Source organism: Aeromonas sp. Y293-4 (assembly GCF_027705905.1).
In the GTDB taxonomy this organism is placed as follows: Bacteria; Pseudomonadota; Gammaproteobacteria; order Enterobacterales; family Aeromonadaceae; genus Aeromonas; species Aeromonas veronii.
Genome location: NZ_JAPDCI010000007.1, coordinates 43,116 through 68,171, shown reverse-complemented (window position 1 = coordinate 68,171; position 25,056 = coordinate 43,116). Strand labels below are relative to the sequence as shown.

Below are 25,056 nucleotides of genomic sequence, written 5' to 3'. Positions count from 1 at the left end.
CAAAGACACAGGCCCGATACTGCCGGTATCGGGCCTTTTTTATCGGAGGGATCCCTTTGCTTATCAATGGTATGAAGCTTGATACGATCTCGGCCCATGATCGGGGGCTGGCCTATGGTGACGGTCATTTCACCACCATGGCGGTCAGGGAGGGTCGCGTGTTGCAGTGGCCTGCCCATCTGGCACGGTTGCAGCTGGCCAACAACCGGCTGGGATTGGTTGAACCGGACTGGGATCTCTTGACCCAGGAGGTTGAAGAGATGGTGGCCGAGCAGCCACAATGCGTGGCCAAGGTGATCCTGACCCGCGGCGAGGGGGGGCGGGGCTATGACGGTAGCGGATGTCAGCACACAACCCGGATTGTCACTCTGGCGCCGTTTCCCACTCACTATGGCCAGTTGCAACAGGAGGGGATCGAGATGGTGGTGTGCCGCCAGCGGATCGGCGATGCCCCCATGCTGGCCGGGCTTAAAACCTTGAATCGTCTGGAGCAGGTATTGCTGAAAAGCGAACTTGTCAGCCGAAATGCAGTCGAAGGGATAGTACTTAACAGTCGCGGTTTTCTCATTGAAGGGGTCAGTGCCAATCTGTTTTGGCGTCGGGGCAAGACGGTGTTTACGCCCGATCTCGCCCGCGGTGGTGTCGATGGCATCATGCGCCGCCAGGTGATGGCGATGCTGAAACAGATGAGTATTGAGTTGCGTGTGGTAGAGGCTCCGCTGGAGTCACTATGGCAGGCGGAAGAGGTGTGGCTCACCAATACCCTGATGGGGGTCGTGCCGGTCAATGGCATCGAGGATATTCACTATCCCCCAGCGGTATTGAGTCGCCGTTTACAGGAGCGTTTGGTCATTGAAGTTTAATCGGCTTTACACCCTGCTCGCGGGGGCGGCACTGACGGTTGCCGCTGCCGGGGGCTATGTACATTACAAATGGCAACAGGTAGAAACACTCACCAACAAGGGGCCGACCCGGCTCTTTACGGTGGAGAAGGGCGCCCATGCGGCGCGCCTCATCGCCGAACTGGGGGAGGGGGAAGCCAGCCCCTGGGCGGTGCGGCTCTGGCTGCGCAGCCATCCCGAACTGGTGGCCATCAAATCGGGCACCTATGAAATCAAGGAAGGGGCCCCTCTCAAGGAGACCCTCTCTCTGTTCGCATCGGGCAAGGAGTTTCACTTCAGCCTCACCTTCGTCGAAGGTTCCCGTTTCGAGGATTGGCAGAAGCAGCTCTCCAGCGCCCCATACCTTGAGCGATTGACTGTTGAGCAATCCGAAGCCGACTTGGCACAGGAGCTCGGCATCGAGAATGGCAAGCTGGAGGGGTGGTTCCTGCCGGAAACGTACGCTTATACCACCCATGCCAGCGATCTCTCGATCCTGCGTCGCGCCCATCAGGATATGGAGACTTTCCTGCAGCAGAGCTGGGAGAAACGTCAGGCCAACCTGCCTTACAAAACGCCCTATGAGGCGTTGATCATGGCTTCCATCATCGAGAAAGAGACCGGCCAGCCGGACGAGCGGGCGCAGATCGCCTCGGTGTTTGTCAATCGACTGCGTCTGGGCATGAAGTTGCAAACCGATCCCACCGTTATTTACGGGGTGAAAGATCGCTACGATGGCAATATTCGCCGCAGCGATCTGACCGATAAGAATCCCTACAACACCTATGTGATCGACGGTCTGCCGCCCACGCCTATCGCCATGCCGGGCAAGGCCTCCATCGAAGCTGCGCTTAACCCCAAATCGACCGACTATCTCTATTTTGTCGCCAAGGGGGGCGGTGCCCACTATTTCTCCAAGACCCTCGATGAACACAATCGGGCGGTTCGCGAATACATATTGAAGAAACCCTAATGTCTAAATTTATTGTGATCGAAGGATTGGAAGGGGCAGGGAAGAGCTCGGCCGTGCGTTATGTGACCGACTATCTGCAGCGCCACGGCATCAACCGGATCGAGTGCACCCGCGAGCCGGGTGGTACACCGCTGGCCGAGCGGATGCGGGCCATCGTCAAAGAGGTGCACGACGAGCGCCTCACCATCGAGGCGGAACTGCTGCTGATGTACGCCTCCCGGGTACAACTGGTGGAGACCCGCATCAAGCCGGCACTGGCCAACGGTGTCTGGGTGGTGGGAGATCGCCACGATCTCTCCTCCCAGGCCTATCAGGGTGGCGGCCGTGGTATCGATGCACAGCTTATCGGAGCCATCAAGCAGGCAGTGCTCGGCAACTTCAAGCCGGATCTCACCCTCTATCTCGATATCGATCCCACCCTTGGCTTGCAGCGCGCTCGCCATCGCGGCGAGCTGGATCGGATCGAGCTGGAGCAGCTCAGCTTTTTCGAACGGACCCGCAGCCGTTATCTCGATCTCGCCGCCAAGGATGATTCCATTGTGGTGATCGATGCGGCGCGAACGCCGGAACAGGTCAAAGCTGCCATCGAGCGTGCATTGGATCACTATCTGTCGAACGAGCCGCTATGTATCCCTGGCTGATCCCCGACTGGCATGCCCTGAGCCAGACGGCCCAGTCCGGTCGTCTCGGCCACGCCTGGTTGTTGCTGGGCGATCCCGGTCTTGGCAAGGAGCAACTGGCCGAGCGGCTGGCGCGTTTACACCTTTGCCAGCAACCGGATCGCGGAGAGCCGTGCGGTCAGTGCCACTCCTGCCAGCTGTTAGACAAGGGCAACCACCCGGATCTCGGCACCATAACTCGCGACAGCAAGACCATCGGGGTCGAGGCCATTCGCGAGATCTGCACCCGGCTGCAGGGCTCTGCCCAGCTCGGCCGTGGCAAGGTGGTGATCATTCCTGATGCGGAGCGGATGACCGAATCGGCGGCCAACGCACTGCTGAAAACCCTGGAAGAGCCGGCCGGCGACAGCTTGCTGTTGCTGATCACCTCCCAGGTTTCCCGGTTGCTTCCCACCATTCTCAGTCGCTGTCACAAACATGTCTGTCAGTTGCCTGCAGAAGGGGAGACAGTACGCTGGTTGGCCGAGCAGGGTCATCAGGCCACTCTGGCTCAGGTGCGGATCTGTCAGGGTGCCCCGCTGCGGGTACTCGACTATATCGAGCAGCAACAGGACGGTACTCGCCGCGAATTGCTGGAGCAGTTTGTCGCCCTGAGTCAAAGTCCGGTCAAGGCGACGGCACTGTGCAGCCAGCTGGGTCAGGAGATGCAGGTCAGGTTGCACTGGTTGCAGCTCTTCTTGTGCGATGCCCTGAAAACCCAGGCCGGATGTGGTCACCATCAACTGGCAATGCCGGATCTGGCTATTTTGAGTCAACGGTTGGCGGAGCAGCATTCCAGCGAAAAACTGCTGGAGGCAGAACAAGATCTGGTTGCCCTGAAAGCGGCATGTCAGCCGGGTCAGCTCTCCAATCCCACCATCCATCTGATGAACTGGCTCAGTCGCTGGTTATAAGTACTGACAAGCAGAAAGGTTTTATATGTTACTCGTTGATTCCCACTGTCATCTCGATCGCCTCAGCTATGGCAGCAAGCAGACCAGCATGGCTGATGTACTGGCCAAGGCCGCGAAACTGGACGTGGGATATTTTCTCTGTGTCAGTGTGACTCAGGCACAGTTCCCGACCATGCTCGAGGCGATCGCGCCCTATCCCCAGGTGTTTGCCTCTTGCGGGGTACACCCGCTCAATCAGGAACCCGGGGTCGATGCCGAGTTGCTGCTCAAGCAAGCTGCCGATCCACGTGTGGTGGCCATCGGTGAGACCGGTCTCGATTACTTTTACTCGCCCGAGAACAAGGAAGTTCAGCAAGCCTCTTTCCGCGAACATATCCAGGTTGCTCGCGCGCTGAACAAGCCGCTGATCATCCATACCCGCGATGCTCAACAAGATACCTTGCAGATCATGCGTGAAGAGGGCGCGGATCAGGTTGGCGGTGTGCTGCACTGTTTCACCGAGTCTCTCGAGATGGCGCAAGCCGCAATGGCGATGGGGTTCTATATCTCAATCTCCGGGATCGCCACCTTCAAAAATGCGTCTGCCCTGCAAAAGGTGGTCAAGGCTCTGCCCCTCGACAGATTGCTGGTCGAGACCGACTCGCCCTATCTTGCACCCGTGCCGCATCGGGGGAGGGAGAACGAGCCCGCCTTTGTACGAGACGTTGCCCAGTTTATTGCCGACCTGCGCCAGATGCCGCTTGCTGAATTGGCAGAAGCGACCAGCCGAAATTTCTTTGAACTGTTCAAACTGGCGAAAAAATAACACAGAAGCCCCGTTGCTCGGGGCTTTTTATATGTCAAATACCAAGCTGATTACCCACCTGAATATCAACTTCACGCACGTTATCTCTCACGCATCCATCTAAAACTGGGTCGAATAATACTCCTATATTTCGTTCGTTCACCGTGGCCAAAGGGTATAAAAACATCAGGCTATAAGTATCGATAATATTCATTATCGATACTTGATGTATGTGGAAGATCCTGTAAGATCCTAACAAACTTCTTATTAATCATAGTGTTCTGTGGCATATCCATCCTTATCAAATCCGGCTAATCAGTCACTGCAGACTGTTTTCGATGCGCAGCTAAATAGTCGGGCACGCCACTTTTTACGCAGTGCAAAAGCGGATTCCACCCTCAATGCCTATCAGGCGGATACCCGTATTTTTGTCTTCTGGTGCCAATTGCACGGGCTGGATCCACTACAAACTACCCATCACGACATCATGAACTTTCTCGCTGATCAGGCCGATGGCGTATTGGCCGACTGGGTATGGCTGGATAAAGAGGAGGGGAAGGGGGAGCTGCGTAACGGTGAACCTCGTAAACCGGCAACCTTGGTGAGACGGCTTGCTGGGATCCGCTATGCCTTCAAGCAGAAAGGGATTCACCCCATGCCCACCGAACATCCCGAAATCAAGGAGATGATGCGCGGTATTGTCAGGTTGGGGGATAACCGCAAGCGCAAAACCGGTGCCCTGACGCTACAGCCATTGACCCAGGTGCTTGATGGCATCGACACCCATGATCTGGCGGGCATGCGTGATCACACCCTGCTGCTCTTGATGTTCAGTGGCGCTTTGCGCCGCTCGGAAGCGGCCAGAATTGAGGTGAGAGATCTAGATTTTGTGGGGCAGGGGATCCGCCTTCGCCTCAAACCGAGCAAGCATCAGCTGCATGAAACCGAGATTGCCCTGATCCCGGGCAAGCAATATTGTCCTGTGTCGGCACTGCAAAACTGGCTGAGCAAAAGCCGGATCAGCGAGGGGCCGCTATTTCGGCGCATGAACCGCTGGGGCCAACTGATGGCCGAGCCACTCGGCCCCCAGGGCATCAATCTGATGATCAAGCGGCGAACCGGCCAAACCATTGACGATCTCTACGTCAGTGGCCATAGCCTGCGCCGTGGATTTATCACCTCGGCGGTAACTGCCGGCAAGCCGATGAACAAGATCATTGAGGTGACGCGCCACAAGGATATGCGAACCCTGCAGGAGTATTTCGATGACGCCCACAAATTCTCCGATCATGCCCTTGATGGCTTGCTCTGATATAACTGCGCCACTGAATTATTTATGTTAAATGATATCCTGTTGATCTAATGATATATTTGTCGCGCAGCCAGCAGCCCAAAGGGGAAGGGCATCTTCCAATGGATAATGGCATGTGATGAGAGATAACAAATCCGGAAATGGAACATCGCAAGGACATATGAGCCAAGAAATGACAGGGCGTGAAGAGCAAGAGGCGGGGCCCCAAAACAATGCCGAGCGGCAGCGCCAACATGTAAAACGCAAGCAGGAGACCCATACTCGACTGCAATGCTGGATCAGCAATCGCCACGCCGAGCGATTGGCCGCTCTGGGTATCCATCTCGAAGACAGTCAGGCATCACTCATCGAGCAGGCGATCGATCTGCTCTACCAACATGAGCTGGGTAGAGAACCTCCGTTTGCAAACAGAGTCGCCACACAGGTCGAAGAGACCGTTGAATAGACACAAGATGAAGTAACAGCGATACGTGAAGAGATAAAAAAAGCCAGGTACGAATTCCTTGTACCTGGCATAGGGGAATTGGCTCCTTGCAGAGCCGTGCGCTAACTGGTGTTCGGATTGCCTTAAGCTTAGACAAGGCTCAAGGCTTTTCAAGATCCGAAGAAAAGTTCAACCAGAGTGTGGGTATTTCAGACTCGTTCAAGTGCTTATGCACCGAACAACCCACTACGCATTGAACAGATTGTTGTCACGCACCAGCTCGCGGGGGAGGGCATTCTTGACCCGATTCCCCACCCATTTCCCCATGCCCAGGGTATGCCCCTGATAGCGGACGATAACCTCGCCAGTGCCAGCATCCTGCTCTGGCCAGACATCCCGCCCCATCATGAATTCCCGCGCATTGGCGCTATCCAGCTCGATTACGCCCTTGCTCGCTTTATCGCCATAGGCCAGTGCCCACTCATGAGTGAGGCGATAACCTTTCTTGAAGGTTTCGGCCAACTTGATGCCGATGCGATCGAAACGCAACTTGCCCTGCACCTGATCAAACAGCAGGGGGAAGAGCCAGATCTCGTCATTGCGGCCAAACAGCTGACCCTGCGGTGCCACCCCAAAGTTGGCTTCGATCTCGCGCAGCATGGGTTCCGCCTCTTTGGCAGGAAGCGGCGCAAAAGGGAATTTACCCAGCTTGCCCGGCTTGAACATGGTGTTGGGCACCGAGTGATGCTTGCGCAATCTGGCGACGAAAAAGCCTTCACTGTCGAAGATCTGGGGCCAAACGTGCAGGTATCCTTCGGATGTACAGGCCTGCTCTGCATGGGGGAACAGGTCTGCCAACGAATCAAAACTCAAGGCATCGCCAAACTTGTCCAGCAGGGATTGGCAGACCGCCTGATTCTCCTGCTCACTCAAGGTACAGGTGGAGTAGACCAGCACACCACCCGGTTTCAAGGCATGGAAGGCGCTCTCCAGCAACCCTTGTTGCACCGTCGCAATCTCGTCGATGCTCTCGATGCTCCAGTTGCGCAATGCATCTTCATCCTTGCGCACCGTACCTTCACCGGAGCAGGGGGCATCGAGCAGGATGGCATCGAAGGTCTCCGGCAGCCACTGGCCAAATACCTTGGCATCAAAATGGGTCATGCCCACATTGGTCACGCCGCAGCGCTGGATATTGGCGCTAAGCACTTTCAACCGGCTGCTGGAAAATTCGTTGGCAACCAGCATTCCCTGATTGTTCATCAAGGCGGCTATCTGGGTGGTCTTGGAGCCGGGGGCCGCCGCCGCATCCAGCAACATGCCATCCGCTTTGATCTTGTCGCTGGCAAAGAGTGCCGTCACCGGCAGCATGGAGCTCGCTTCCTGAATGTAGAAGAGCCCGCTCAAGTGCTCGGCGGTGTTGCCAAGTGGGACGGTTTCATCGCTGCGGGCCAGCCAGAAGCCGGTGTCACACCAAGGGACAGGGTCAAGCTGCCAACCCAGTGGCTCCATCAGGGCGACGAAATCTGAGACGGCGATCTTCAAGGTATTGACCCGAATGCTGCGGCGCAGCGGACGTCGACAACTGGCCACAAACTCATCCATCGATAGATGGGCCGGCATGATGGCCGCAATGTGGCGTAAAAAGTAATCGGGAAGGAAGGTGTTGTCGTGCACTGTGCCGTCTCGTTGACCGAAAAAGAGGGGCGATATCCTACCACAAGGCTAAGAATATTCTGAATCTGAACCCTATCAACAGGCACCGGAATATAAAAAAGCCCGGCACTATGCCGGGCTTGGATGAGATACAAAGGGAAGAGATCAGGGCTGGATACGTGGACTCCACTCCAGCCACTCTTTCTCGGCCTTGCCATAGAGCGCATAGCTGTGGCCCGCTTTGACGGTTGGACCCATCTCTATCTCCGGCGTATTGAAAGCAATGCCGCCGGCCAGCAGGCTCTGCACCGTCTCCACTTCGATAGTGCCGCCAGTCAGCCCGATCTCCGCCTTGACCCCGGAGACATTCCAGAAACGGGAGTTGGCCCGCACCAGATGGGCATACTCCTGATCCACGTTGACATCGATCACCACCTCGCTGCCATCCCGAGCCAGCGCCACCTTGGTGACACTACCCACCACCATTTTGCGAAACAGCAGCGGGCTGCCGACGCTCAAGCCATTGACGGAGGGGCTCTTGAGGGTCAGGGCCAGACCCACCGGGCCGACCTGACTCAAGGGGAAGCGATCTTTGCCAGCGCCTTTACCGGGTTGTGCTTCTACAAACGCCCCCTTGATCAGGGTATCGAGGTGAGCGACACCGCCCAGCCCCAGCTTGGCCTGCACCAGAGTAAAGCGGGCGCCGGACTGCAGGAAACGCTCGGCGTAGTGGCCATCGAGTTCGGCCTTGAAGATCACCTGACCCAGAGACGGCTCCAGCTCGATCTCTTCAATTTTGCCGATATCGACACCGCGATAGCGGATCGGGCTGCCAATCCCGAGCCCCGGGTTACTCTCTGCCACCAGTGACAGTTGGCGCACCTTGGCCTTGGCTTGCTCCCTGGAATCGAACAGTTGATGGCTGCTGCGGCCATTGGCCAACCGATCGAACTCGATGGCGCCACGCAGCAGGGTACCGAGGTTGCCCACCTTGACCTGCACACCATCGACCCGCACCTTGGTGTCGATGGCCGGTTTTTTCCAGAATTGGGGTTGCTGGGCGAGGAGGGGAGCATAGACCCCATCAATCTCGAGTTCGATCTCGACCCCCTCTTTGGCGGCGCGTAGCTGTTTGACCTTGCCCGCTTCCAGCCCCAGATAGAGCACAGGCGAGCCAATGCCAATGCCATCGGCCTGATCTGCTTTGAGCAACCAGCGCTGGGGCTTGGCATCACGGGTGCCGAGCAGTGCCAGCTCCTGACTCGGGTAGAGACGGTTAATCCGCTCGCCACTGCTGGCTTGTACCAGCTTGATCCCGCCCCCCAGCCAGGCACTGGCCGGACTGGTTTCTACTTTGATGCCACTCAGATCGGCATCGATCTGCAACGGGGCGGCGCGATAGAAGCGGGCACGGTTGAGCAGATGGCCGTAGCTCGGTGCCATCACCAGCTCAATGCTGGCATTGCCGCGCGCATCCAGGGTGAGCTGGCTGATACGGCCCACCTGCAATCCCTTGTACCAGACAGGGGCATCCTGATTGAGCCCCGCCAGATCATCAGCCTGCAGCGTCACCTTGGTGCCGATCTGGGGGGCTCGATCGGTCAGGGTCATCTTCTGTACCGGTTTGCCCGCCACATAGTCGAGGCGAATGGCCGGGCCTGAGAGCAGGCGATCTGCATGCTGCACGCCGGTCGCGGAGAGGGAGACGCTCTCCCACACCAGTTGACTCTTGTCGGTAATGCGGTAAGCCTGCTCCGGGTTGATCAGCGCCGTCACCACCCGGCCTTTGTCGGTGAGACGAATAGGGTCGATACGACCGATCTCGATCCCCTCATAGAGGATGGGCATCCCCTCCTTGACCGGGAGATCGCCAACCGCAATGTCGATACGCTCGCCACGCGCCGCTTCCGCCAGCCCTTTATAGAGGACGAAGGTCTGTCCCTTCTCCGGCTCCGGTGAATCTTTGGGCGAGTCAAAGGCAATGCCGCCGCTCAGGATGGAGGTAAGGCTGCCAGCCTCCACGCTCACCCCGGCCAGACTGAAGGAGCCCTTGATGCCGCTGATGTTCCAGAAGCGAGTATCAACTTTGACCAGATGCTCGAAACGCGGCTCGATCACCAGATCCAGAATGACGTTCTGATTGTCCTGACCCAGGCGGGTATTGATGACGCTGCCCACCTCGATACCGCGGAAATAGAGCTTGGCGCCAATCCCCACAGAGCCCAGCGAATCGGCGGTCAGGTGCAGCATGCGACCCTGAGCCTGATAGCCGGGAGGAGGGCCCTCAAGGGCATCGAAGGTCTCCTCCAGCGGATTGCTTTCACGCCCCGGTTGCAGGTTGATGTAATTGCCGGAGACCAGAGTATCGAGGCCGGAGATCTCGGTCAGCGATGCCTTGGGGCTCACCAGCCAGAAGTCGGAGCCTTTGCGGATCAACGGCCGGGCACGGCTGTCAATCTTGGCCATCACCGCAATCTTGCGGCCATCTTCAGCCAGCTCCAGCTCTTGCACCACGCCGATGGCCACCCCCTGATAACGTACCTGGGTTTTGCCCGGCAAAATGCCGTTGCCCTGGGCGAAGTTGATCTGGATAAGCTGGCCACGGCTCAATACCTGCTGATAGAGAAAGCCACCTGCCAGCAGCAGGGCTATCAGGGGTAACAGCCAGACCGGTGATAACCAGCGACGCTTTTCAATGACGGGTTCAGCCCCGATCATAGTGACTCCTTATTGGCTGGATTAAACAGCACATCAGACAAAAACAGAGAAATCATTAACGAGCCGCCTTGTCCCACAGTAAGCGGGTATCGAGCATGCGGGCCGACATCATGGTCAGCACCACCACACCGGCAAAGGCGGTGGCCCCCGGGCCTGCGCGGACACTCAGCAGAACACCCCGATCGACCAGTGCCACCATCAGCGAAATCACGAACAAGTCCAGCATTGACCAGCGACCGATAAAATCGATCACCCGATACATCACCAGCTGGCGCTTGCGCCGTACCGGTTTGGCCCGCTGCAACTGCCAGCAGATCCAGCCCAGCCCCAATATTTTGCCCACCGGCACCAGTATGCTGGCGGTAAGGACGATAGTGGCAATCCCGCCCATTTTGCTGCGATAGAGCATCATGATACCGCTGAAGATGGTATCTGACTGCAGTAAACCCTTGTTGTAGAAATGGGTAATAGGCAACAGATTGGCAGGCAACAACATGAAGGTGGCAAGTGCCAGCAAGCCCCACGACCAGGCAAGGGAGCGGGGGATGCGCACCTGCAACTTGCTGCTGCAAGGGGGGCAGGCTGCCCCGGCTTGATAACGCACCAGCAGACCGCAGGTATGGCAGCGGCAGAGCCCCATCTCACGGGCGCTGGTCATGTTCCGGCTCCTTTAACGGGATCCGCGCCCAGTAGGGGGCGGGGTCAAACAGGATCAGCAGGGTCATATTGAGCAGCATCAGAATGCCGAGACTGAGCAACCCGCCACCGAGGCGCACATCGGCGATGTCGATCAGTTTGAACAGGGCAACAAGCAGACTGACGATATAGACCTCCAGCATGGCCCAATGGCGAAACACCTCGACCAGCTTCAAGGTGGGCGCCAAGATATGCCAGCGTTTAGCCAGACCCGAGGCAAGCGCAAAGATCCCCGCCAATAACCCTACCGGTGCCAGTACGGCGCACCAGAGCACCAAAGAGGCCACCCAAAACTCACCTTCGCCAAATAGCACCAGGATACCGCGCAGCAGGTCGGCATCGGAGTTGACCCCCGCCAGCCGCAGATAGATCAGCGGTTCAAAAAACGCGGAGGGGAGCAGCAGAAATCCGGTGATGGTCAGGGCCATCAACTGGGAGGGACGAAAGGCATAACGGCCATAGAGATGTTGGTGACAACGCGGGCAGTGGGCATGACGACGCAGCGGCAGTGCTTTGCGCTGGATCAGCAAGTCGCACGCCGGACAGACAATTACGGAACCGGGCTCCATCATACAATTCAACCTGTTGAAGGAATTGGTGAAATTTACCCTAAAACCGGTTTCCTGTCTTGCCTGCGGCCGGAATGTCACGAAAGTATAATTGACGTTAACGTAAACGTGATATTAGATAGCCAGACTAGACAGGTGAAAGGAGTCATGATGTCCAGTTTGTCCCCCTCGGCAGGCCTGCGCTTTCGCACCGCCCTTGCCAATGAACATCCCCTGCAGATCGTCGGCACCATCAATGCCTATATGGCGCTGATGGCCGAGCGCAGCGGTTTTCAAGCTCTTTATCTCTCCGGCGCCGGAGTAGCCAATGCCTCCTATGGCTTGCCGGATCTCGGCATGACCTCCCTCAACGACGTGCTGATCGATGCCGAGCGGATCACAGCGGCGACCCGAGTGCCGCTACTGGTCGATATCGATACCGGCTGGGGCGGGGCATTCAATATCGCCCGCACCATTCGCGCGTTCGAGCGAGCCGGAGTTGCCGCTGTCCATATGGAAGATCAGGTTGCCCAGAAGCGCTGCGGTCATCGCCCCAACAAAGCGGTGGTGTCGCTGGAGGAGATGTGTGATCGGATAAAAGCAGCAGTGGATGCCCGCGAGAATAGCGAGTTCGTCATCATGGCCCGCACCGATGCGTTGGCGGTGGAGGGGATGGAGTCGGCTCTTGAACGCACTGCCGCCTATGTGGCCGCCGGGGCCGACATGATCTTCGCCGAGGCGGTGACCGAGCTTGCTCAGTACGACCAGTTCAAGCAGGCGGCCAAAGTGCCGATCCTCGCCAACATGACCGAGTTCGGCAAAACCGAACTGTTTGACAAAGAGCAACTGGCCGCCCACGGGGTCGACATGGTGCTCTACCCCTTGAGTGCCAACCGGGCCGCCAATCAGGCCGCCCTCAACGTCTATCAACATATTCGCCAGGATGGCCATCAGCGCGCTGTCGTGGAGACCATGCAGACCCGGGAGTCACTCTACGACTTCCTCGGATATCACCACTACGAGCAGACACTGGATCGTCTGTTTACAGCCAAGGAATAGGAGGCAGCTTATGGGACAGCAAAAACCGTTGGGCGGGGCCGGTCTGCGCGGTCAAAGCGCAGGGGAGACCAGTATCTGCACAGTAGGCAAGAGTGGCACCGGTCTTACCTATCGCGGCTATGACATCAAGGAGCTGGCCGATAGCGCCCAGTTCGAGGAGGTTGCCTATCTGCTGCTCAAGGGGGAGTTGCCCGGTGAGCAGCAGCTTGACGCCTACAAGCGCGAGCTGCGCCGCCTGCGCACCTTGCCCCAGCCGCTGCTGGAAGTGCTGGAACGCATTCCCGCCGATGCCCATCCCATGGATGTGCTGCGCACTGGCTGCTCCATGCTCGGCGATCTGGAGCCGGAAGATGGTTTCGAGCATGAGCATGAAGTGGCGGATCGGCTGCTGGCTGCCTTCCCGGGCATTCTGATCTACTGGTACAAGTTCAGCCATGAAGGTATTCGTATCGCCCTCGACAGCGACGAGGAGTGTATCGGTGGCCACTTTCTGGCGCTGCTGCACCAGAAGGCACCGAGCGAGCTGGAGCGGCGGGTGATGCATGTCTCCCTTATCCTCTACGCCGAGCATGAGTTCAACGCCTCCACCTTTGCGGCGCGGGTTTGCGCCTCGACGCTCTCTGACATGTTCTCCTGCATCACCGCGGCCATCGGCACCCTGCGCGGCCCGCTCCATGGCGGTGCCAACGAGGCGGCCATGGCGATGATCGAACACTGGCAGGATGAAGAGCAGGCAAGGCGCGAATTGCTGGCCAAGCTGGCGGCCAAGGAGAAGATCATGGGCTTTGGCCACGCCATCTACCGCACCTCGGATCCACGCAACGTCATCATCAAGGAGTGGTCGGCCAAGCTCGCCGAGGCGGTAGGGGATGATCGCCTCTATCGCGTCTCCTGCGAGGCGGAGAAGGTGATGTGGGAGGAGAAAGAGCTCTTTCCCAACGCCGACTTTTTCCACGCCAGCGCCTATCACTACATGGGGATCCCGACCAAGCTGTTCACCCCCATCTTCGTCTGCTCGCGGGTCAGCGGCTGGTGCGCCCACGTGATGGAGCAGCGCGAGCACAACCGGATCATCCGCCCGAGCGCCGATTATGTCGGCCCGGCCCCCCGTCACTTTGTCTCTCTACAACAACGATAAGGAAATCACGATGTCCGCCAACGTCGACGTCAACCACAGACCCGAGCCCGATCAGGTGCTGGTCGATATTGCCGATTATGTCTGCAACCACCCCATTACCAGCGAGGCGGCCCTCGACACCGCCCGCTACTGCCTGATGGATACGCTCGGCTGTGGCCTCTTGGCCCTGCGCTTTCCCGAGTGCACCAAGCACCTTGGCCCTATAGTCCCCGGGACACTGGTACCCCATGGTGCCCGGGTGCCCGGTACCCAGCTCTGCCTCGACCCCGTCAAGGCGGCCTGGGATATCGGCGCCATCATCCGCTGGCTCGATTACAACGACACCTGGCTGGCCGCCGAGTGGGGTCACCCCTCCGACAATCTGGGGGGCATTCTGGCCACCGCCGACTGGCTCTCCCGTACTCGCGTGGCCGAGGGCAAGGCGCCGCTCACCATGAGCGATGTGCTGGTGGCCATGGTCAAAGCCCACGAAATTCAGGGGGTGCTGGCGCTGGAGAACTCCTTCAACCGGGTCGGTCTCGATCACGTGGTGCTGGTCAAGGTCGCCAGCACCGCCGTGGTGACTCATATGCTGGGTGGCACCCGCGATCAGGTAATCGATGCGGTCTCCCAGGCCTGGGTCGATGGCCAGAGCCTGCGTACCTACCGCCATGCCCCCAATGCGGGATCGCGCAAGAGCTGGGCGGCAGGAGATGCCACCTCTCGCGCGGTGCGCCTCGCCCTTATCACCATGAGCGGCGAGATGGGCTATCCCGGTGTGCTGAGCGCCCCCAAGTGGGGCTTCTACGATGTGCTGTTCAAGGGCAACCAGTTCGCCCTGCATCAGGGGTACGGCAGCTATGTGATGGAGAACGTGCTGTTCAAGATCTCTTATCCCGCCGAGTTCCATGCCCAGACCGCGGTTGAGTGCGCCATGAAACTGCACGGTCAGGTGAAGGGGCGGCTGGATGAGATCGACCGCATCGAACTCACCACCCATGAGTCGGCCATTCGCATCATCAGCAAGGTGGGTGCCCTCAATAACCCGGCCGATCGGGACCACTGCCTGCAGTACATGGTGGCGGTGCCGCTGATCTTTGGGCGCCTGATCGCCGAGGATTACGAGGATGACGTGGCGGCCGATCCCCGCATCGACGCGCTGCGTAGCAAGATGGTGGTGCAGGAGGACAAACGCTACAGCCACGAATATCTGGAGGCGGACAAGCGCTCCATTGCCAACGCCATCCAGATCTTCTTCAAGGACGGTACTCACACCACCAAGGTGGAGGTGGAGTATCCGGTCGGCCATCGTCGCCGTCGGGAGGAGGGGATCCCGCTGCTGGTGGAGAAATTCCAGCACAATCTGGCCACCCGCTTCCCGGCCAAACGGGTCAGCGACATTCTGGCCCTCTGTCAGGATGGGCCGCGCCTTGCCGCCACCCCGGTGCACGCCTTTATGGATCTGCTGGTGATCTGATCGCTCCGCTCTTGCATTGGCCAACATATCGGCAAACAGTGATAAACGAAAAGCGGGCTCATCGGCCCGCTTTGTTATTCTGGCGGCTTATCCCTCGATAAGCCTTACCCCAGCGCACTGCTGTCGCCGTTAAAGAGCGCCGTCATGATGGCCGTCTCGCGACTGGCGATGGTCTCGAGAAACTCGTTGGCACGCCCCATCTGATGACACACCTGATAGCCGCGCTCGACAAAGGAGAAGAGCTCGCCAAGCCCCGCCAGATGGGCTGGCCCTGACACCAGCTTGAGGGTTGCCCCCAGCAGCGGCTTTCTCGCCAGTCTGTCCAGCGTCATGCCAAGCTCGCTCACCAACGCAATCTGATGTTCCCGGCGCGCCTGTTCACCCACGGCACGATAGGCGATGGTGTAATGATCCGGTGTGATGGGATCAATGCCATCAATGCGCCGCAGCGCCACCACCATCAGGTAGTCCAGCTCTTCGGAGAGAGCGTCGAGCTCGATCGCTTGCGCCAGCACCTTGAGGCCGGACTCCGGCAACAGCCGCTCGGCGGTTGGCATCACCCGCATCACGTCCGCATCGCGGCGGGCGCAATCCCCGGGGCCATAGAGATCGGTCAGGAAAAACTCGGCCGCCGGGCCGTAGCGGTCACTCTCCAGCAGATCACGATGGGTTCGCCCCAACCGGTCGGCCTGCCACTGGCGTAGCCGATCCCGATCCTGCAGATCCTCCGGGTGAGCACGCATCTGCTCGCGCAAGGCTGCAACCCGCTTGAGCTGGCGGTAGAGCCGACCCAGGGTGCTATCGTCGTCGTGGGCATGTTCTTGATGCGTCATCTACAGCTCTCTGGCCTTGGGCCCATTGATGGGGATTCGGTGATACGAAGATACAAGTGAATGAAAAACAAGCAGCTTTTGCTGATCGTTCCGTGACAAGTGTAGCGCGCACGGGGGAGGGAATAAATGCCATGCCCCGCTGATGGCCTGCATCCCTCTCGACTCTGTTAAGTGAGTCCCATTTATGTGAACCATCCTTTCATTTGTTGTGAACATGTGTTTAATATCAATAACTAACTTATGACCCAGAGTAACGACCATGTTCTTCAACTCGCTTGCTGGCAGCAGCGCACTCTCTACCATCCAGATCAGCCGTCAGCATCCGCTGGGACTGGCCGCCGCCCGGATCGCGGCCGAAGCCATCGCTGCGGACATGAGCGAGAGCTATCAACTCGATTGCGAATGGGCGGATGAAGAGGAGACCGAGCTACGCTTTCGCGGCTCAGGGGTACATGGCACTCTCACCCTGGACGAAGATACCCTGGAACTGGAAGTGCATCTTGGTTTGATGCTGTTGCCAGTACGCAGCGTGCTGGAGCAGGAGATCCTCGATTATGTCGACAATCGCTTACCTTGCCCCAAACGTGTTTGAAACTCTTCGTTGCACTGGTTTTAAATAAACCAGCTGTAAACGATGGCTGTTTGAAATAAGTTTGCAAGCCATGTGGTTTGTCAGATTTATTATCCAGCGAGGTCTCGATTCTATTTGTAAGTAATCTTTCATCTTTATTTCATATTTCGAGTCGGCACTCATTAAAGTCATTCTGATTGCATCAAGCCCTCATCCGGATATGAGGGAAGGAGCAATTTGCCGCCTCGGTAAATTCATTTTGTAGGGAAACAACCATGCCACTGAGTGAATTTATCTCCTGCGTCGATACCGCCTGGTTACGCATGGACAGACCCAACAACCTGATGCAGATCATCGGTGTCCTGATGTTTGAAGGAGAGCTTGATGAAACGCGTCTGCGGGCCGGATTGCGCCATACCATTTCGGTGCAACCCCGTTTCCACCAGCGGGCCGTGCTGGAGGGGGGCTCCTACTACTGGCGCCATGATCCCGATTTCGATCTCGATCAGCACCTCAAGCGAGTGATCCTGCCGGGTGAAGCGGGCAAGCTGGAGCTGGAGAAGCTGGTGGCCGATCTCGCCTCGACGCCGCTCAACCACCAGCGCCCCCTGTGGGATATGCACCTGACCGACACTTCGCTGGGTGGGCAAGCGCTGGTGGTGCGCATTCACCACGCCATGGGCGACGGCTTCTCGCTGGTGCGAGCCATGCTGACCATGATGGATAACACACCGGAAGGGGCGCCGCGACCACCGTCACCGGAGCCACTGGATGACAGCGATGACGAGGATGAGGAGGATTGCCACCAGGGCAGCCGGCTGGTGCGGGCCGGTCTCAAGCTGACCGGTAGCCTCTGGTCCAAATATGTCGAAGTGGTCACCCATCCCACCAAGGCGGTGGATTACCTCAAGACCGGGCGCGATCTGGCGAGCGAGCTGTGCAATATCGCCACCCTCGGTGATGACTCCCCCTGCCGCCTGCGGGGTAAGACCACCAGCACCAAGCGGGTGGCCTGGTCGGAGCAAATTGATCTGCCGGATATCAAGGCAGTGGGCAAGGTACTGGGCTGCTCGGTCAACGATCTGCTGATCGCCGCCACCGCAGGGGCGTTTCGCCACTACCTGCAGGAGAAGGGGGATGATGCCAACAAGGTCAAGATCCGCGCCCTGGTGCCAGTCAATATGCGTGCACCGGACGATGAGGGGGCACTTGGCAACCGCTTCGGGCTGGTGGCCCTGGACTTGCCACTGGATGTTGAACACCCGTTGCAGCGGCTCTATACCGTACGTGACCGAATGCAGGCGCTGCGCACCTCGCTACAACCCGTGGTAGTGCTCAACTTGTTACATGCCCTTGGCATGGCCCCCAATGCGGTGCAGCAGCAGGCCGTCGAGCTGCTCACGGCCAAGGCCAGCGCGGTGATCACCAATGTGCCCGGCCCGCAGCAGACCCTCTATCTGGCTGGAGCAAAATTGCGTCAGCCGCTGTTCTGGGTGCCGCAATCGGGGGATATCGGCGTCGGCGTCTCCATCCTCTCTTACGATCACAAGGTGCAGCTGGGCCTTATCACCGACAAGAAGCTGGTACCTGACCCGGATCAGGTTGTCGACCGCTTCGCCGTGGAGTTTGAACAACTGTTACTGCTGGTGTTGCTGGAGCCTGAGCTGCTGTTCGACCCGAACGGCCTTGATGCGCTGCTGGGTTGATCCGATACGTAAAAATCCCAATAAAAAGAGGCCAACCCGCGGGTTGGCCTCTTGTTTTGTTATCTATGAATAGTGGGAATAGCGGTTAATCCTCCAGCTCTTCCCGCGCCGCCTCCACATCGAGGCGCTCCATGGCATCCATGGGTTCGCACTCGGCCGCTTCGGCATAGAGGGCTTCGGCGGCTTTCAGGCGGCTCTTGCCGTGCAGCATCACCTGAGCGTTGGCGTACTCCATGCGGGCGATAGCCGAGTCGGGGATCAGCGCCAGCGCCTCCTTGAAGTGACGCTCGGACTCTTCCTTCTTGGCGCCATAGGTGAGGCCGCCGATCATGGCCCCCAGCTTGTCAACGATCTCGGCGTGCCAGGCGCCAAAGGCAATATGGGCCTCGGCGTGATCTGGCGCCAGCTCCAGCGCCTTCTCAAGGTTTGCCTTGATCTTGTCGCCAATTCCTTGCGAGAGGGCCTTGGAGATGGAAATGACCTGACTGTAGCGACCGAGGGCCAGCGCGTGGAAATACCAGGCATTTGCATTCTTGGGCTGGCGTTTTTGCAGCTTCTCGGCATGGCTGGCCGCCCGCTCGAAGGCGGCGCGCTTGGCATACTTGTCTTCCAGCAGATAGCTGGCATGGATCACCAGCGCTTTGTTCGCCACATTGAGGCCCTCCTCACCGGCCGCTTCGCCAAGGGCGACGGCCCGGGCAAAATCCCCGGCATGATAGGCCCGCCAGGCATCCTGTACCTGTTCATCTTCGGGCCAGGGTTCGGCATCCCCCTGATGGAGACGATCCCAGTTGTCCGCCAGCTTCTGGCCAGCATAGTCATAAGCCGCATCCGCGTAGGGGAAGGGGACAAATTCGAGTTGTGAAGTGGTCATGCTTGTTCTCCCTGTAGCATGTGAATCAAACCTTGTCGGTGTAGTGGTGGGCGAGGGCGCCCAGATGAGCGCGAGCATCGGCCCGCAAATAGGGTGCGACCAGCTGCATCACCTGAAAGACGCCGAGGGCAATATCGGCGTCCGCCTTGGGGTGCAGTGCCCGCTGATAAGAGATCCAGAATGTGCCCACCAGCGCCACATTGGCCGCCAGCGTGCGCATCTGTTGCGCCGTGCCCTCCATCAGCCCGACCGTTTGCAGATGGTTGCAAATGGCGATGGCGGTCTGCTCCTTGCGGCGCAGCAGGGCGGAGAAGCGCTGCTCCACCTGATGATAACCACTCATCAGGGTCGCGATATCGTAGTAGAGGAAACGGTACTGCCAGATAGCTTCAAACATCAGGTGGAGAAAGAGCCAGATATCTTCTGGCTCATCGGACGGGGTGCTGACCGCCTCCAGCAGGCGATCCATCTGCTGTTCAAATTCGCAGAACAGGGCGTTGACGATCTCCTCCTTGTTGTGGAAGTGGTAGTAGAGATTGCCCTGGCTGATCTCCATCTCGGCCGCAATAGCCGAGGTGGTGACGCTGGGTTCCCCTTGTCGATTGAAGCAGGCGAGGGCAGTGGTCAGGATCCGCTCCCGGGTACGGCGTTTGGGTTTGCGATCCATGCTACTCCTTTGGTGATGAACGACGCACGCCGTGGCGATAGCGTTTGGCAAGCCAGTGCTGCAGCTGCTCCAGCGACTTGTCGAGGGCGGCAACCGAGCCAAGGCCGGGGGCCAGCAGGGTGCGATCTTCATCGGCCAGCGCGGCCAGATTGAGCTCGAGGCCATGCTTGGCAAGCACCGGCGCCAGCTCGTCACGACGCTGCCAGAGATCGCGGCGGGTATGCTGGTAAGCGTGCTCGCAGAGACGGCGGCGATCCCGGTAACTGAATACATTGGTGAAGAACATCTCACCATCGGCAGAAGAGGGCTCAAACAGCAGGGCGTCGGCGTCGGGATATTGGTGCTTGTAGCGATCCATCCCCACATGCATGCGGGAGTGGATGATGGCGCGAAAAGTCTGGGCCAGCACCACCGGCAGACCGCTGTCCACCAGATTGGTCGGCGCGCCGGCGGCCATGTCCGCATCATAGGGCACCAGCGGATTGATGCAGAACACCAGATCCGCCCCCTCTTCCAGCGCTACCGAAGCGTGCAGGGTCTTGATCAGCGCCCCGTCCACATAGTAACGCCCGTTAATCAATGAAGGGGGGAAGAGGCCGGGCAGAGCGGCTGACGCCTGTACCGCCGCCGAGATGGGCACGTCATCGAGCCCCGGGCTACCAAAGGCAACCGGATGACCGGTGTCGAGTTCGGTAGCGACCACAAACAGTCGGCTGCGCAGCTGGCGAAAATCGTTGCTGCGGCCGGGACGAGAGAAAAACTGGGTCAGGGTACGATCCACCCCGCGGTTGTCGAACAGTCCGGTCGGAATGGCCTTGGAGAGCCCTTGCAGCGACTCAAACAGGCTCCGCTTCCAGGGCGCCGCCAGATAGTAGGTCAGGCTCTGCCACGCCAGTGGCGGGATCGAGGTCAGGCGGTCGGCATATTCACGAAAGGCGGGGCGCAGCAAGGTGGCCGGGTCAAACATCTCCCCCGAATCATCGCTGAGCAGGATCCGCACCAGCTTAGCCGGCGAGATGCCGTTGGCCAGCGCTGATGCCACCACGGCCCCCGAACTGACGCCGACATAGATATCGGCATGGTCAAGGCGCAAGCCACTGATGCTGTCAGAGAGGGCAGCACAGGCACCGATCTCGTAGATGCCGCCGAGCGGCCCGCCGCCAGCAAGGGCAATTGCGATGGTACTCATAGCGTCGCCTCTCTATCCATGACATTCACCATGACAAGACCGGCCCAGCGCAGGGCATGGGCCGGTATCAATCACCTTCCGTCACCGCGAGGGATCAGGGCAGGACGCTCTCTGCTTTGGCCTTCACCTCTTTCACCGCATCTTCCGCAGCGGAGAGGAGATCGGCGGCCTGCTCAACTACGGCCTCTTTAGCCTTGGCTACCGGTGCCTTCTTTACCGGAGGCTTGCGGGCAGCGGGCTTTTTGGCGGCAGCCGGTTTGGCTTCTGCGGCCGGGGCTTCCTCTTCCTGTGCATCCAGCAGTTGCTGGACCACGTCGGTCAGCTCGGCCATGCGCTTGGAGAGCTTGTCGATATCCTTACGGGTCGGAATGCCGAGGCTGGCCACAGCGCGGGCCACGCGATCTTCAAACACCTGCTCCAGACGGCCCCAGGTATTGGCAGTCTTGTCGGTCACAGCGGCAATCTTCTCATCTGCGCTCTGACGGGTTTTTGCTTGCAGCGCTTCACCTTCCTGCACCAGGGCTTCAAAGATCTTGCCACCCTCTTCCTGCGCCTTGGCATAGGCACCCAGACCCGCCAACCAGATCTGCTGGGTGGACTCCTTGATGGTGGAGGTGAGTTGGTTGTCGGTCACTGACCCTGCCAGCGCTTTCAATTTCTTAGCCATGATCTTCTCCTTGAATAACGACAGTTAAATGTAATGGCGACAACGAAACTGCAATCGGGTTGTGGCATTACTGATTTTTCAACTTCAGTCTAGGGACAAAAAATAGAGGGTTCTACCTAATAACGGAACAGGCACACCACCGAAATTAGGGTTTGCTCACGAACCGACAATCAAATTGCGGATTCCCATATGAATCGTGATATATCTAACAACCTAGTAACACCCTAATCAGTAGCAGGATTCTCTTTATGAACTATTTCATTACTGGCGGTAGTGGTTTTATCGGGCGTCGATTGATCAAAAAGTTATTCCAACAGCATCCCGACTGTATCGTCTATTTTCTGATGCGCGCCTCTCATCAGGATAAATTGCCGGAGTTATTTGCATTCTGGAATGTGGATGAATCGCGCGCAGTCCCGGTTTTTGGCGACATGACGCAACCGCTGCTGGGGGTATCGGTCGAGATACAGGAACAGTTGATCGGCAAGATAGACCACTTCTTCCATCTGGCTGCTATCTATGATCTGAACGCCAAGGCCGGGATCCAGCAGCAGGTCAACACCGAAGGGACCCGTCAGGCTGTTCAACTTGCCGAGCGGCTGGGAACGGGGCAGTTCCATCACTGCAGCTCCATCGCTGCAGCGGGCCTGTTTGACGGTCTGTTTCGCGAGGACATGTTCGATGAGGCCGAACACCTCGACATGCCTTACTTCCAGACCAAGCACGAAGCGGAAGGGATTGTGCGAAACGAGTGCACTATTCCGTGGCGGGTCTACCGACCGGGGATCGTTGTAGGTGACTCCAATACCGGCGAGATGGACAAGATTGACGGCCCTTACTACTTCTTCAAGACCATCCAGAAGCTGCGTCGCCTGCTGCCGCCCTGGATGCCCGCCATCGGGGTTGAGGGCGGGCGCATCAACATAGTGCCTGTCAACTTTGTGGTCGATGCCATGGTGCATATTGCCCATCAGGAGGGCGAGGAGAACAAGACCTTCCACCTGACCGACCCCAACCCGATGCGGGTCGGCGACATGCTGAGCACCTTCTCCCGCGCCGCCCATGCGCCGGAGCCTGCGATCCGCATCAACGCCTCTCTCTTTAATTTCATTCCCCGCCACCTGACCGCCATGCTGATGACCATGGCGCCGGTGCGCCGCATCCGCGATGCCGCCATCGCCGATCTGGGTCTACCCAAGGATGTGTTCCGCCTTATCAGTTATCCCACCCGTTTCGACAGTCGCGAAACCCAACGGGTACTGAAAGGGACCGGTATCGAAGTGCCACCGCTGCACAGCTACGCCTGGCGGCTGTGGGACTACTGGGAGCGTCATCTCGACCCCGAACTCTTCATCGATCGCTCCCTGCGTGGTCGGGTCGAGGGCAAGGTAGTGCTGGTGACCGGAGCCACCTCCGGCATTGGTCGTGCAACCGCACGCAAGCTGGCGGGGGCGGGGGCCAACGTTGTTACCATCGCCCGCGACGAGCAGAAGATTGCCGAGACTAAAGCTGAGTTTGCCGAGCTGGGGCTGACCATCGAGATCTATCAGGGGGATCTCTCCAATCTGGCGCAGGCCGAGGAGATCACCGCTCGCATCGTGGCCGATCACGGCGGCGTCGATATTCTGGTCAACAATGCCGGCCGATCCATCCGCCGCTCCATCGAGGACTCCTTCGATCGCTTCCACGATCTTGAACGCACCATGCAGCTCAACTACTTTGGCGCGCTCAAGGTGATCATGGGGGTGCTGCCCACCATGATCGAGAAGAAAAAAGGGCACATCATCAACATCTCCTCCATCGGGGTGTTGACCAATGCGCCGCGCTTCTCCGCCTATGTTGCCTCCAAGTCAGCCCTCGATGCCTGGGTGCGTACCGCCGCCTCCGAGTTTGCCGATAAAGGGGTGAGCTTCTCCATCATCAATATGCCGCTGGTGAAAACGCCGATGGTCGCACCGACCAAGGTCTATGAGCAGGTACCGATGATGACGCCGGAAGAAGCGGCCGATCTGGTATGCGATACCATCATCAACAAGCACGTTCGTCTGGCCACTCGCCTCGGGGTGTTCGGTCAGGTGGTTCACGCTCTGGCGCCGCGCGTCGCCCAGGTGATCATGAACACCAGCTTCCGCACCTTTGCCGACCCCAAGGATGGCGACAAATCCAAGGCCACCGCCGATCAGGTTGCCGTCTCGACCCTGATCAAGGGTATCCACTTCTAACCGGGTGATGCGATAAAGAGATCAACAGGGGCCTGAGCAATCAGGCCCCTGTTTTATTTGGAATAGCAGTTGAAGAACGATTAAGGAGGGTCAGACTCGGGACAACAACTCAAGCAGCAGATCCGTCGTACGGCGGGAATAGAGCAGAGAGAGATGGCCAATGGCAGGCAACTCGATATCTTCCATTCCCGCCAATCGTTGCCGCTCCTGCGGCATCACCACATTGTCGTGACTGGTGCGCACCGAGATGCCGGGTACGCAAAGCGGCACCGAAGCGAAACGCTGCAACCAGCCGGAGCCTGGCTCCATCTCGCGGGCATTGGCCCCAAGCCCAAGGGCGGCCAGCTGACTGCCCTGATGGGGCGTTGCCAGCGTGATCAGGCGCTCTACTTTGTCACCACCATGGATAGCCAGATAGTCGCGGCAGACCAGTCCGCCCATGCTGTGACCGACCAGCACCAGCTTGTCAGCCCCAGTCTGCGCCAGCACGTCGTCAATCCGGGTGGCCAGCAGCGGCACCATCTCATCGATATGACCAAATGGTGGCATCAGGGTAATGGTGGCGACCACATGGCCTGCAGCCTCTAGTCGGGCGCGCTGGGTGCGCCAGATCCCGCGACTGCAACCGTAACCATGCACCAGCAATACGGGGCGCTGGCATGGACGCAGCCGATCGGGTGCCATCAGCAAAGGCTCAAACGGTAGCAACAAGGTGAAGGTGTAGAGGTAGGCCAGCATCTCCTGCGCCATCATCTTCACCCTGCGCCAAAGGCCGATAGCCGGGGAGGGGTAGAAGCGGGTAAACAGCCAGCTACCGAGCACCACCAGGCAGCGCAACCCAAGCAGGGAAAACACCACAAACAGCAGGGTCAGCAACCAGGGGAGTCCCACGACCAAGTGGGCGATACTCCCAAGGAGCAGCACCTCTACCATCAGCAGGATAAACAGGTGTCGTACGATCGTCATAAGGCCATGTTCCGACCAGTCTGACGTGGAAGTCAAATGACACTTTGAGACAGCTTGATCCAGCGCGGCTTTTGTCGCTAAACCCCGGCGAACTCTTTTCCGGTGAGGCTATTTGCAATGCTGTATATCCATACATATACTCT

General features: G+C 58.5%; 24 protein-coding genes. 13 read left to right on the top strand and 11 right to left on the bottom strand.

Annotated elements, in window-relative coordinates; all coding sequences use genetic code 11:
• Nucleotides 1-56 precede the first annotated feature (56 nt).
• Genes pabC through OKC31_RS09830 form a run of 5 tightly spaced genes read left to right on the top strand, consistent with a single transcriptional unit; the run spans nucleotide 57 to nucleotide 4,232 of the window.
• The gene (pabC, locus tag OKC31_RS09850; protein ID WP_247822814.1) at nucleotides 57-863 is read left to right on the top strand and encodes an aminodeoxychorismate lyase; all 807 of its coding nucleotides are present in this window, start codon (nucleotides 57-59) and stop codon (nucleotides 861-863) included.
• Nucleotides 853-1,854, top strand: a complete 1,002-nt coding sequence (gene mltG / locus OKC31_RS09845) for an endolytic transglycosylase MltG (protein ID WP_042083043.1) — start codon at nucleotides 853-855, stop codon at nucleotides 1,852-1,854. Before pabC ends, mltG begins: the two co-directional genes overlap by 11 nt.
• Nucleotides 1,854-2,495, top strand: a complete 642-nt coding sequence (gene tmk, locus OKC31_RS09840; protein WP_247822813.1) for a dTMP kinase — start codon at nucleotides 1,854-1,856, stop codon at nucleotides 2,493-2,495. Before mltG ends, tmk begins: the two co-directional genes overlap by 1 nt.
• Entirely contained in the window at nucleotides 2,480-3,427 is a 948-nt protein-coding gene (gene holB / locus OKC31_RS09835; RefSeq protein ID WP_247822812.1) for a DNA polymerase III subunit delta', read from the top strand. The genes tmk and holB overlap by 16 nt, the downstream gene beginning before the upstream one ends.
• 25 nt (nucleotides 3,428-3,452) lie before the next feature.
• Nucleotides 3,453-4,232, top strand: a complete 780-nt coding sequence (locus tag OKC31_RS09830) for a TatD family hydrolase (protein ID WP_247822811.1) — start codon at nucleotides 3,453-3,455, stop codon at nucleotides 4,230-4,232.
• Between the two features lie 34 nt (nucleotides 4,233-4,266).
• Here the strand turns inward: OKC31_RS09830 and OKC31_RS09825 are convergent, their stop codons facing one another.
• Nucleotides 4,267-4,425 (bottom strand): hypothetical protein, encoded by a 159-nt coding sequence (locus OKC31_RS09825; RefSeq protein WP_247822810.1) that lies wholly within the window; start codon nucleotides 4,423-4,425, stop codon nucleotides 4,267-4,269.
• A 69-nt stretch (nucleotides 4,426-4,494) separates the two neighbouring features.
• On the opposite strand from OKC31_RS09825, the gene OKC31_RS09820 reads away from it, so the two are divergent.
• On the top strand, nucleotides 4,495-5,523 hold the full coding sequence (locus tag OKC31_RS09820; protein WP_247822809.1) for a tyrosine-type recombinase/integrase: 1,029 nt from the start codon (nucleotides 4,495-4,497) through the stop codon (nucleotides 5,521-5,523).
• Between the two features lie 172 nt (nucleotides 5,524-5,695).
• Nucleotides 5,696-5,968: a RepB family protein gene (locus OKC31_RS09815; protein WP_201938244.1), complete on the top strand. Its 273-nt coding sequence runs from the start codon at nucleotides 5,696-5,698 to the stop codon at nucleotides 5,966-5,968.
• 225 nt (nucleotides 5,969-6,193) lie between these two features.
• On the opposite strand, the gene rsmF is transcribed toward OKC31_RS09815, so the two are convergent.
• From rsmF to OKC31_RS09795, 4 genes are all read right to left on the bottom strand, one after another.
• Entirely contained in the window at nucleotides 6,194-7,624 is a 1,431-nt protein-coding gene (gene rsmF / locus OKC31_RS09810; protein WP_270656833.1) for a 16S rRNA (cytosine(1407)-C(5))-methyltransferase RsmF, read from the bottom strand.
• Between the two features lie 144 nt (nucleotides 7,625-7,768).
• Entirely contained in the window at nucleotides 7,769-10,321 is a 2,553-nt protein-coding gene (locus tag OKC31_RS09805; RefSeq protein ID WP_270656832.1) for an MlaD family protein, read from the bottom strand.
• A gap of 55 nt (nucleotides 10,322-10,376) precedes the next feature.
• Entirely contained in the window at nucleotides 10,377-10,979 is a 603-nt protein-coding gene (locus OKC31_RS09800; protein ID WP_270656831.1) for a paraquat-inducible protein A, read from the bottom strand.
• Complete coding sequence (locus OKC31_RS09795) at nucleotides 10,963-11,589, bottom strand: paraquat-inducible protein A (RefSeq protein ID WP_216978795.1); 627 nt, start codon at nucleotides 11,587-11,589, stop codon at nucleotides 10,963-10,965. The genes OKC31_RS09800 and OKC31_RS09795 overlap by 17 nt, the downstream gene beginning before the upstream one ends.
• 147 nt (nucleotides 11,590-11,736) lie before the next feature.
• On the opposite strand from OKC31_RS09795, the gene prpB reads away from it, so the two are divergent.
• From prpB to OKC31_RS09780, 3 genes are read left to right on the top strand one after another with little or no spacing between them, the layout of a single operon-like run.
• Nucleotides 11,737-12,624, top strand: coding sequence for a methylisocitrate lyase (gene prpB, locus OKC31_RS09790; protein WP_139462753.1), 888 nt, complete (start codon nucleotides 11,737-11,739; stop codon nucleotides 12,622-12,624).
• Between the two features lie 10 nt (nucleotides 12,625-12,634).
• Nucleotides 12,635-13,762, top strand: a complete 1,128-nt coding sequence (prpC, locus tag OKC31_RS09785) for a bifunctional 2-methylcitrate synthase/citrate synthase (RefSeq protein ID WP_270656830.1) — start codon at nucleotides 12,635-12,637, stop codon at nucleotides 13,760-13,762.
• Between the two features lie 10 nt (nucleotides 13,763-13,772).
• Nucleotides 13,773-15,218 (top strand): bifunctional 2-methylcitrate dehydratase/aconitate hydratase, encoded by a 1,446-nt coding sequence (locus OKC31_RS09780; RefSeq protein WP_247822804.1) that lies wholly within the window; start codon nucleotides 13,773-13,775, stop codon nucleotides 15,216-15,218.
• A 104-nt stretch (nucleotides 15,219-15,322) separates the two neighbouring features.
• On the opposite strand, the gene OKC31_RS09775 is transcribed toward OKC31_RS09780, so the two are convergent.
• Nucleotides 15,323-16,051, bottom strand: a complete 729-nt coding sequence (locus OKC31_RS09775; protein ID WP_157160780.1) for an FFLEELY motif protein — start codon at nucleotides 16,049-16,051, stop codon at nucleotides 15,323-15,325.
• Nucleotides 16,052-16,310: 259 nt separating this feature from the next.
• Here OKC31_RS09775 and OKC31_RS09770 point away from each other — a divergent pair, with 259 nt between their 5' ends.
• Together OKC31_RS09770 and OKC31_RS09765 are read left to right on the top strand one after the other, a co-directional pair.
• Complete coding sequence (locus tag OKC31_RS09770; protein WP_100645872.1) at nucleotides 16,311-16,643, top strand: polyhydroxyalkanoic acid system family protein; 333 nt, start codon at nucleotides 16,311-16,313, stop codon at nucleotides 16,641-16,643.
• A gap of 254 nt (nucleotides 16,644-16,897) precedes the next feature.
• On the top strand, nucleotides 16,898-18,328 hold the full coding sequence (locus OKC31_RS09765) for a wax ester/triacylglycerol synthase family O-acyltransferase (RefSeq protein ID WP_247822803.1): 1,431 nt from the start codon (nucleotides 16,898-16,900) through the stop codon (nucleotides 18,326-18,328).
• Between the two features lie 85 nt (nucleotides 18,329-18,413).
• On the opposite strand, the gene OKC31_RS09760 is transcribed toward OKC31_RS09765, so the two are convergent.
• From OKC31_RS09760 to OKC31_RS09745, 4 genes are all read right to left on the bottom strand, one after another.
• Entirely contained in the window at nucleotides 18,414-19,202 is a 789-nt protein-coding gene (locus tag OKC31_RS09760; protein ID WP_270656829.1) for a hypothetical protein, read from the bottom strand.
• 25 nt (nucleotides 19,203-19,227) lie between these two features.
• Nucleotides 19,228-19,869, bottom strand: coding sequence for a TetR/AcrR family transcriptional regulator (locus OKC31_RS09755; protein WP_005345492.1), 642 nt, complete (start codon nucleotides 19,867-19,869; stop codon nucleotides 19,228-19,230).
• Between the two features lies 1 nt (nucleotide 19,870).
• Nucleotides 19,871-21,058 (bottom strand): patatin-like phospholipase family protein, encoded by a 1,188-nt coding sequence (locus OKC31_RS09750; RefSeq protein ID WP_247822802.1) that lies wholly within the window; start codon nucleotides 21,056-21,058, stop codon nucleotides 19,871-19,873.
• Nucleotides 21,059-21,152: 94 nt separating this feature from the next.
• Nucleotides 21,153-21,725 carry a phasin family protein gene (locus tag OKC31_RS09745; RefSeq protein ID WP_005333118.1) on the bottom strand — a complete coding sequence of 191 codons (573 nt, stop codon included), beginning with the start codon at nucleotides 21,723-21,725 and terminating at the stop codon, nucleotides 21,153-21,155.
• A gap of 248 nt (nucleotides 21,726-21,973) precedes the next feature.
• Here OKC31_RS09745 and OKC31_RS09740 point away from each other — a divergent pair, with 248 nt between their 5' ends.
• Entirely contained in the window at nucleotides 21,974-23,947 is a 1,974-nt protein-coding gene (locus OKC31_RS09740) for an SDR family oxidoreductase (RefSeq protein ID WP_236289049.1), read from the top strand.
• A gap of 90 nt (nucleotides 23,948-24,037) precedes the next feature.
• On the opposite strand, the gene OKC31_RS09735 is transcribed toward OKC31_RS09740, so the two are convergent.
• The gene (locus OKC31_RS09735) at nucleotides 24,038-24,913 is read right to left on the bottom strand and encodes an esterase/lipase family protein (protein WP_270656828.1); all 876 of its coding nucleotides are present in this window, start codon (nucleotides 24,911-24,913) and stop codon (nucleotides 24,038-24,040) included.
• Between the last annotated feature and the right edge of the window lie 143 nt (nucleotides 24,914-25,056).

Coding starts and splice junctions, on each gene's coding strand:
- OKC31_RS09765 (WP_247822803.1), top strand. CDS start 16,898: ATGCCACTGAGTGAATTTATCTCCTGCGTCGATACCGCCTGGTTACGC.
- OKC31_RS09770 (WP_100645872.1), top strand. CDS start 16,311: ATGTTCTTCAACTCGCTTGCTGGCAGCAGCGCACTCTCTACCATCCAG.
- OKC31_RS09795 (WP_216978795.1), bottom strand. CDS start 11,589: ATGATGGAGCCCGGTTCCGTAATTGTCTGTCCGGCGTGCGACTTGCTG.
- OKC31_RS09740 (WP_236289049.1), top strand. CDS start 21,974: ATGAACTATTTCATTACTGGCGGTAGTGGTTTTATCGGGCGTCGATTG.
- holB (WP_247822812.1), top strand. CDS start 2,480: ATGTATCCCTGGCTGATCCCCGACTGGCATGCCCTGAGCCAGACGGCC.
- OKC31_RS09830 (WP_247822811.1), top strand. CDS start 3,453: ATGTTACTCGTTGATTCCCACTGTCATCTCGATCGCCTCAGCTATGGC.
- OKC31_RS09755 (WP_005345492.1), bottom strand. CDS start 19,869: ATGGATCGCAAACCCAAACGCCGTACCCGGGAGCGGATCCTGACCACT.
- OKC31_RS09745 (WP_005333118.1), bottom strand. CDS start 21,725: ATGGCTAAGAAATTGAAAGCGCTGGCAGGGTCAGTGACCGACAACCAA.
- OKC31_RS09775 (WP_157160780.1), bottom strand. CDS start 16,051: ATGACGCATCAAGAACATGCCCACGACGACGATAGCACCCTGGGTCGG.
- OKC31_RS09805 (WP_270656832.1), bottom strand. CDS start 10,321: ATGATCGGGGCTGAACCCGTCATTGAAAAGCGTCGCTGGTTATCACCG.
- tmk (WP_247822813.1), top strand. CDS start 1,854: ATGTCTAAATTTATTGTGATCGAAGGATTGGAAGGGGCAGGGAAGAGC.
- OKC31_RS09800 (WP_270656831.1), bottom strand. CDS start 10,979: ATGACCAGCGCCCGTGAGATGGGGCTCTGCCGCTGCCATACCTGCGGT.
- OKC31_RS09815 (WP_201938244.1), top strand. CDS start 5,696: ATGACAGGGCGTGAAGAGCAAGAGGCGGGGCCCCAAAACAATGCCGAG.
- prpB (WP_139462753.1), top strand. CDS start 11,737: ATGTCCAGTTTGTCCCCCTCGGCAGGCCTGCGCTTTCGCACCGCCCTT.
- OKC31_RS09780 (WP_247822804.1), top strand. CDS start 13,773: ATGTCCGCCAACGTCGACGTCAACCACAGACCCGAGCCCGATCAGGTG.
- OKC31_RS09760 (WP_270656829.1), bottom strand. CDS start 19,202: ATGACCACTTCACAACTCGAATTTGTCCCCTTCCCCTACGCGGATGCG.
- OKC31_RS09825 (WP_247822810.1), bottom strand. CDS start 4,425: ATGAATATTATCGATACTTATAGCCTGATGTTTTTATACCCTTTGGCC.
- OKC31_RS09750 (WP_247822802.1), bottom strand. CDS start 21,058: ATGAGTACCATCGCAATTGCCCTTGCTGGCGGCGGGCCGCTCGGCGGC.
- OKC31_RS09735 (WP_270656828.1), bottom strand. CDS start 24,913: ATGACGATCGTACGACACCTGTTTATCCTGCTGATGGTAGAGGTGCTG.
- prpC (WP_270656830.1), top strand. CDS start 12,635: ATGGGACAGCAAAAACCGTTGGGCGGGGCCGGTCTGCGCGGTCAAAGC.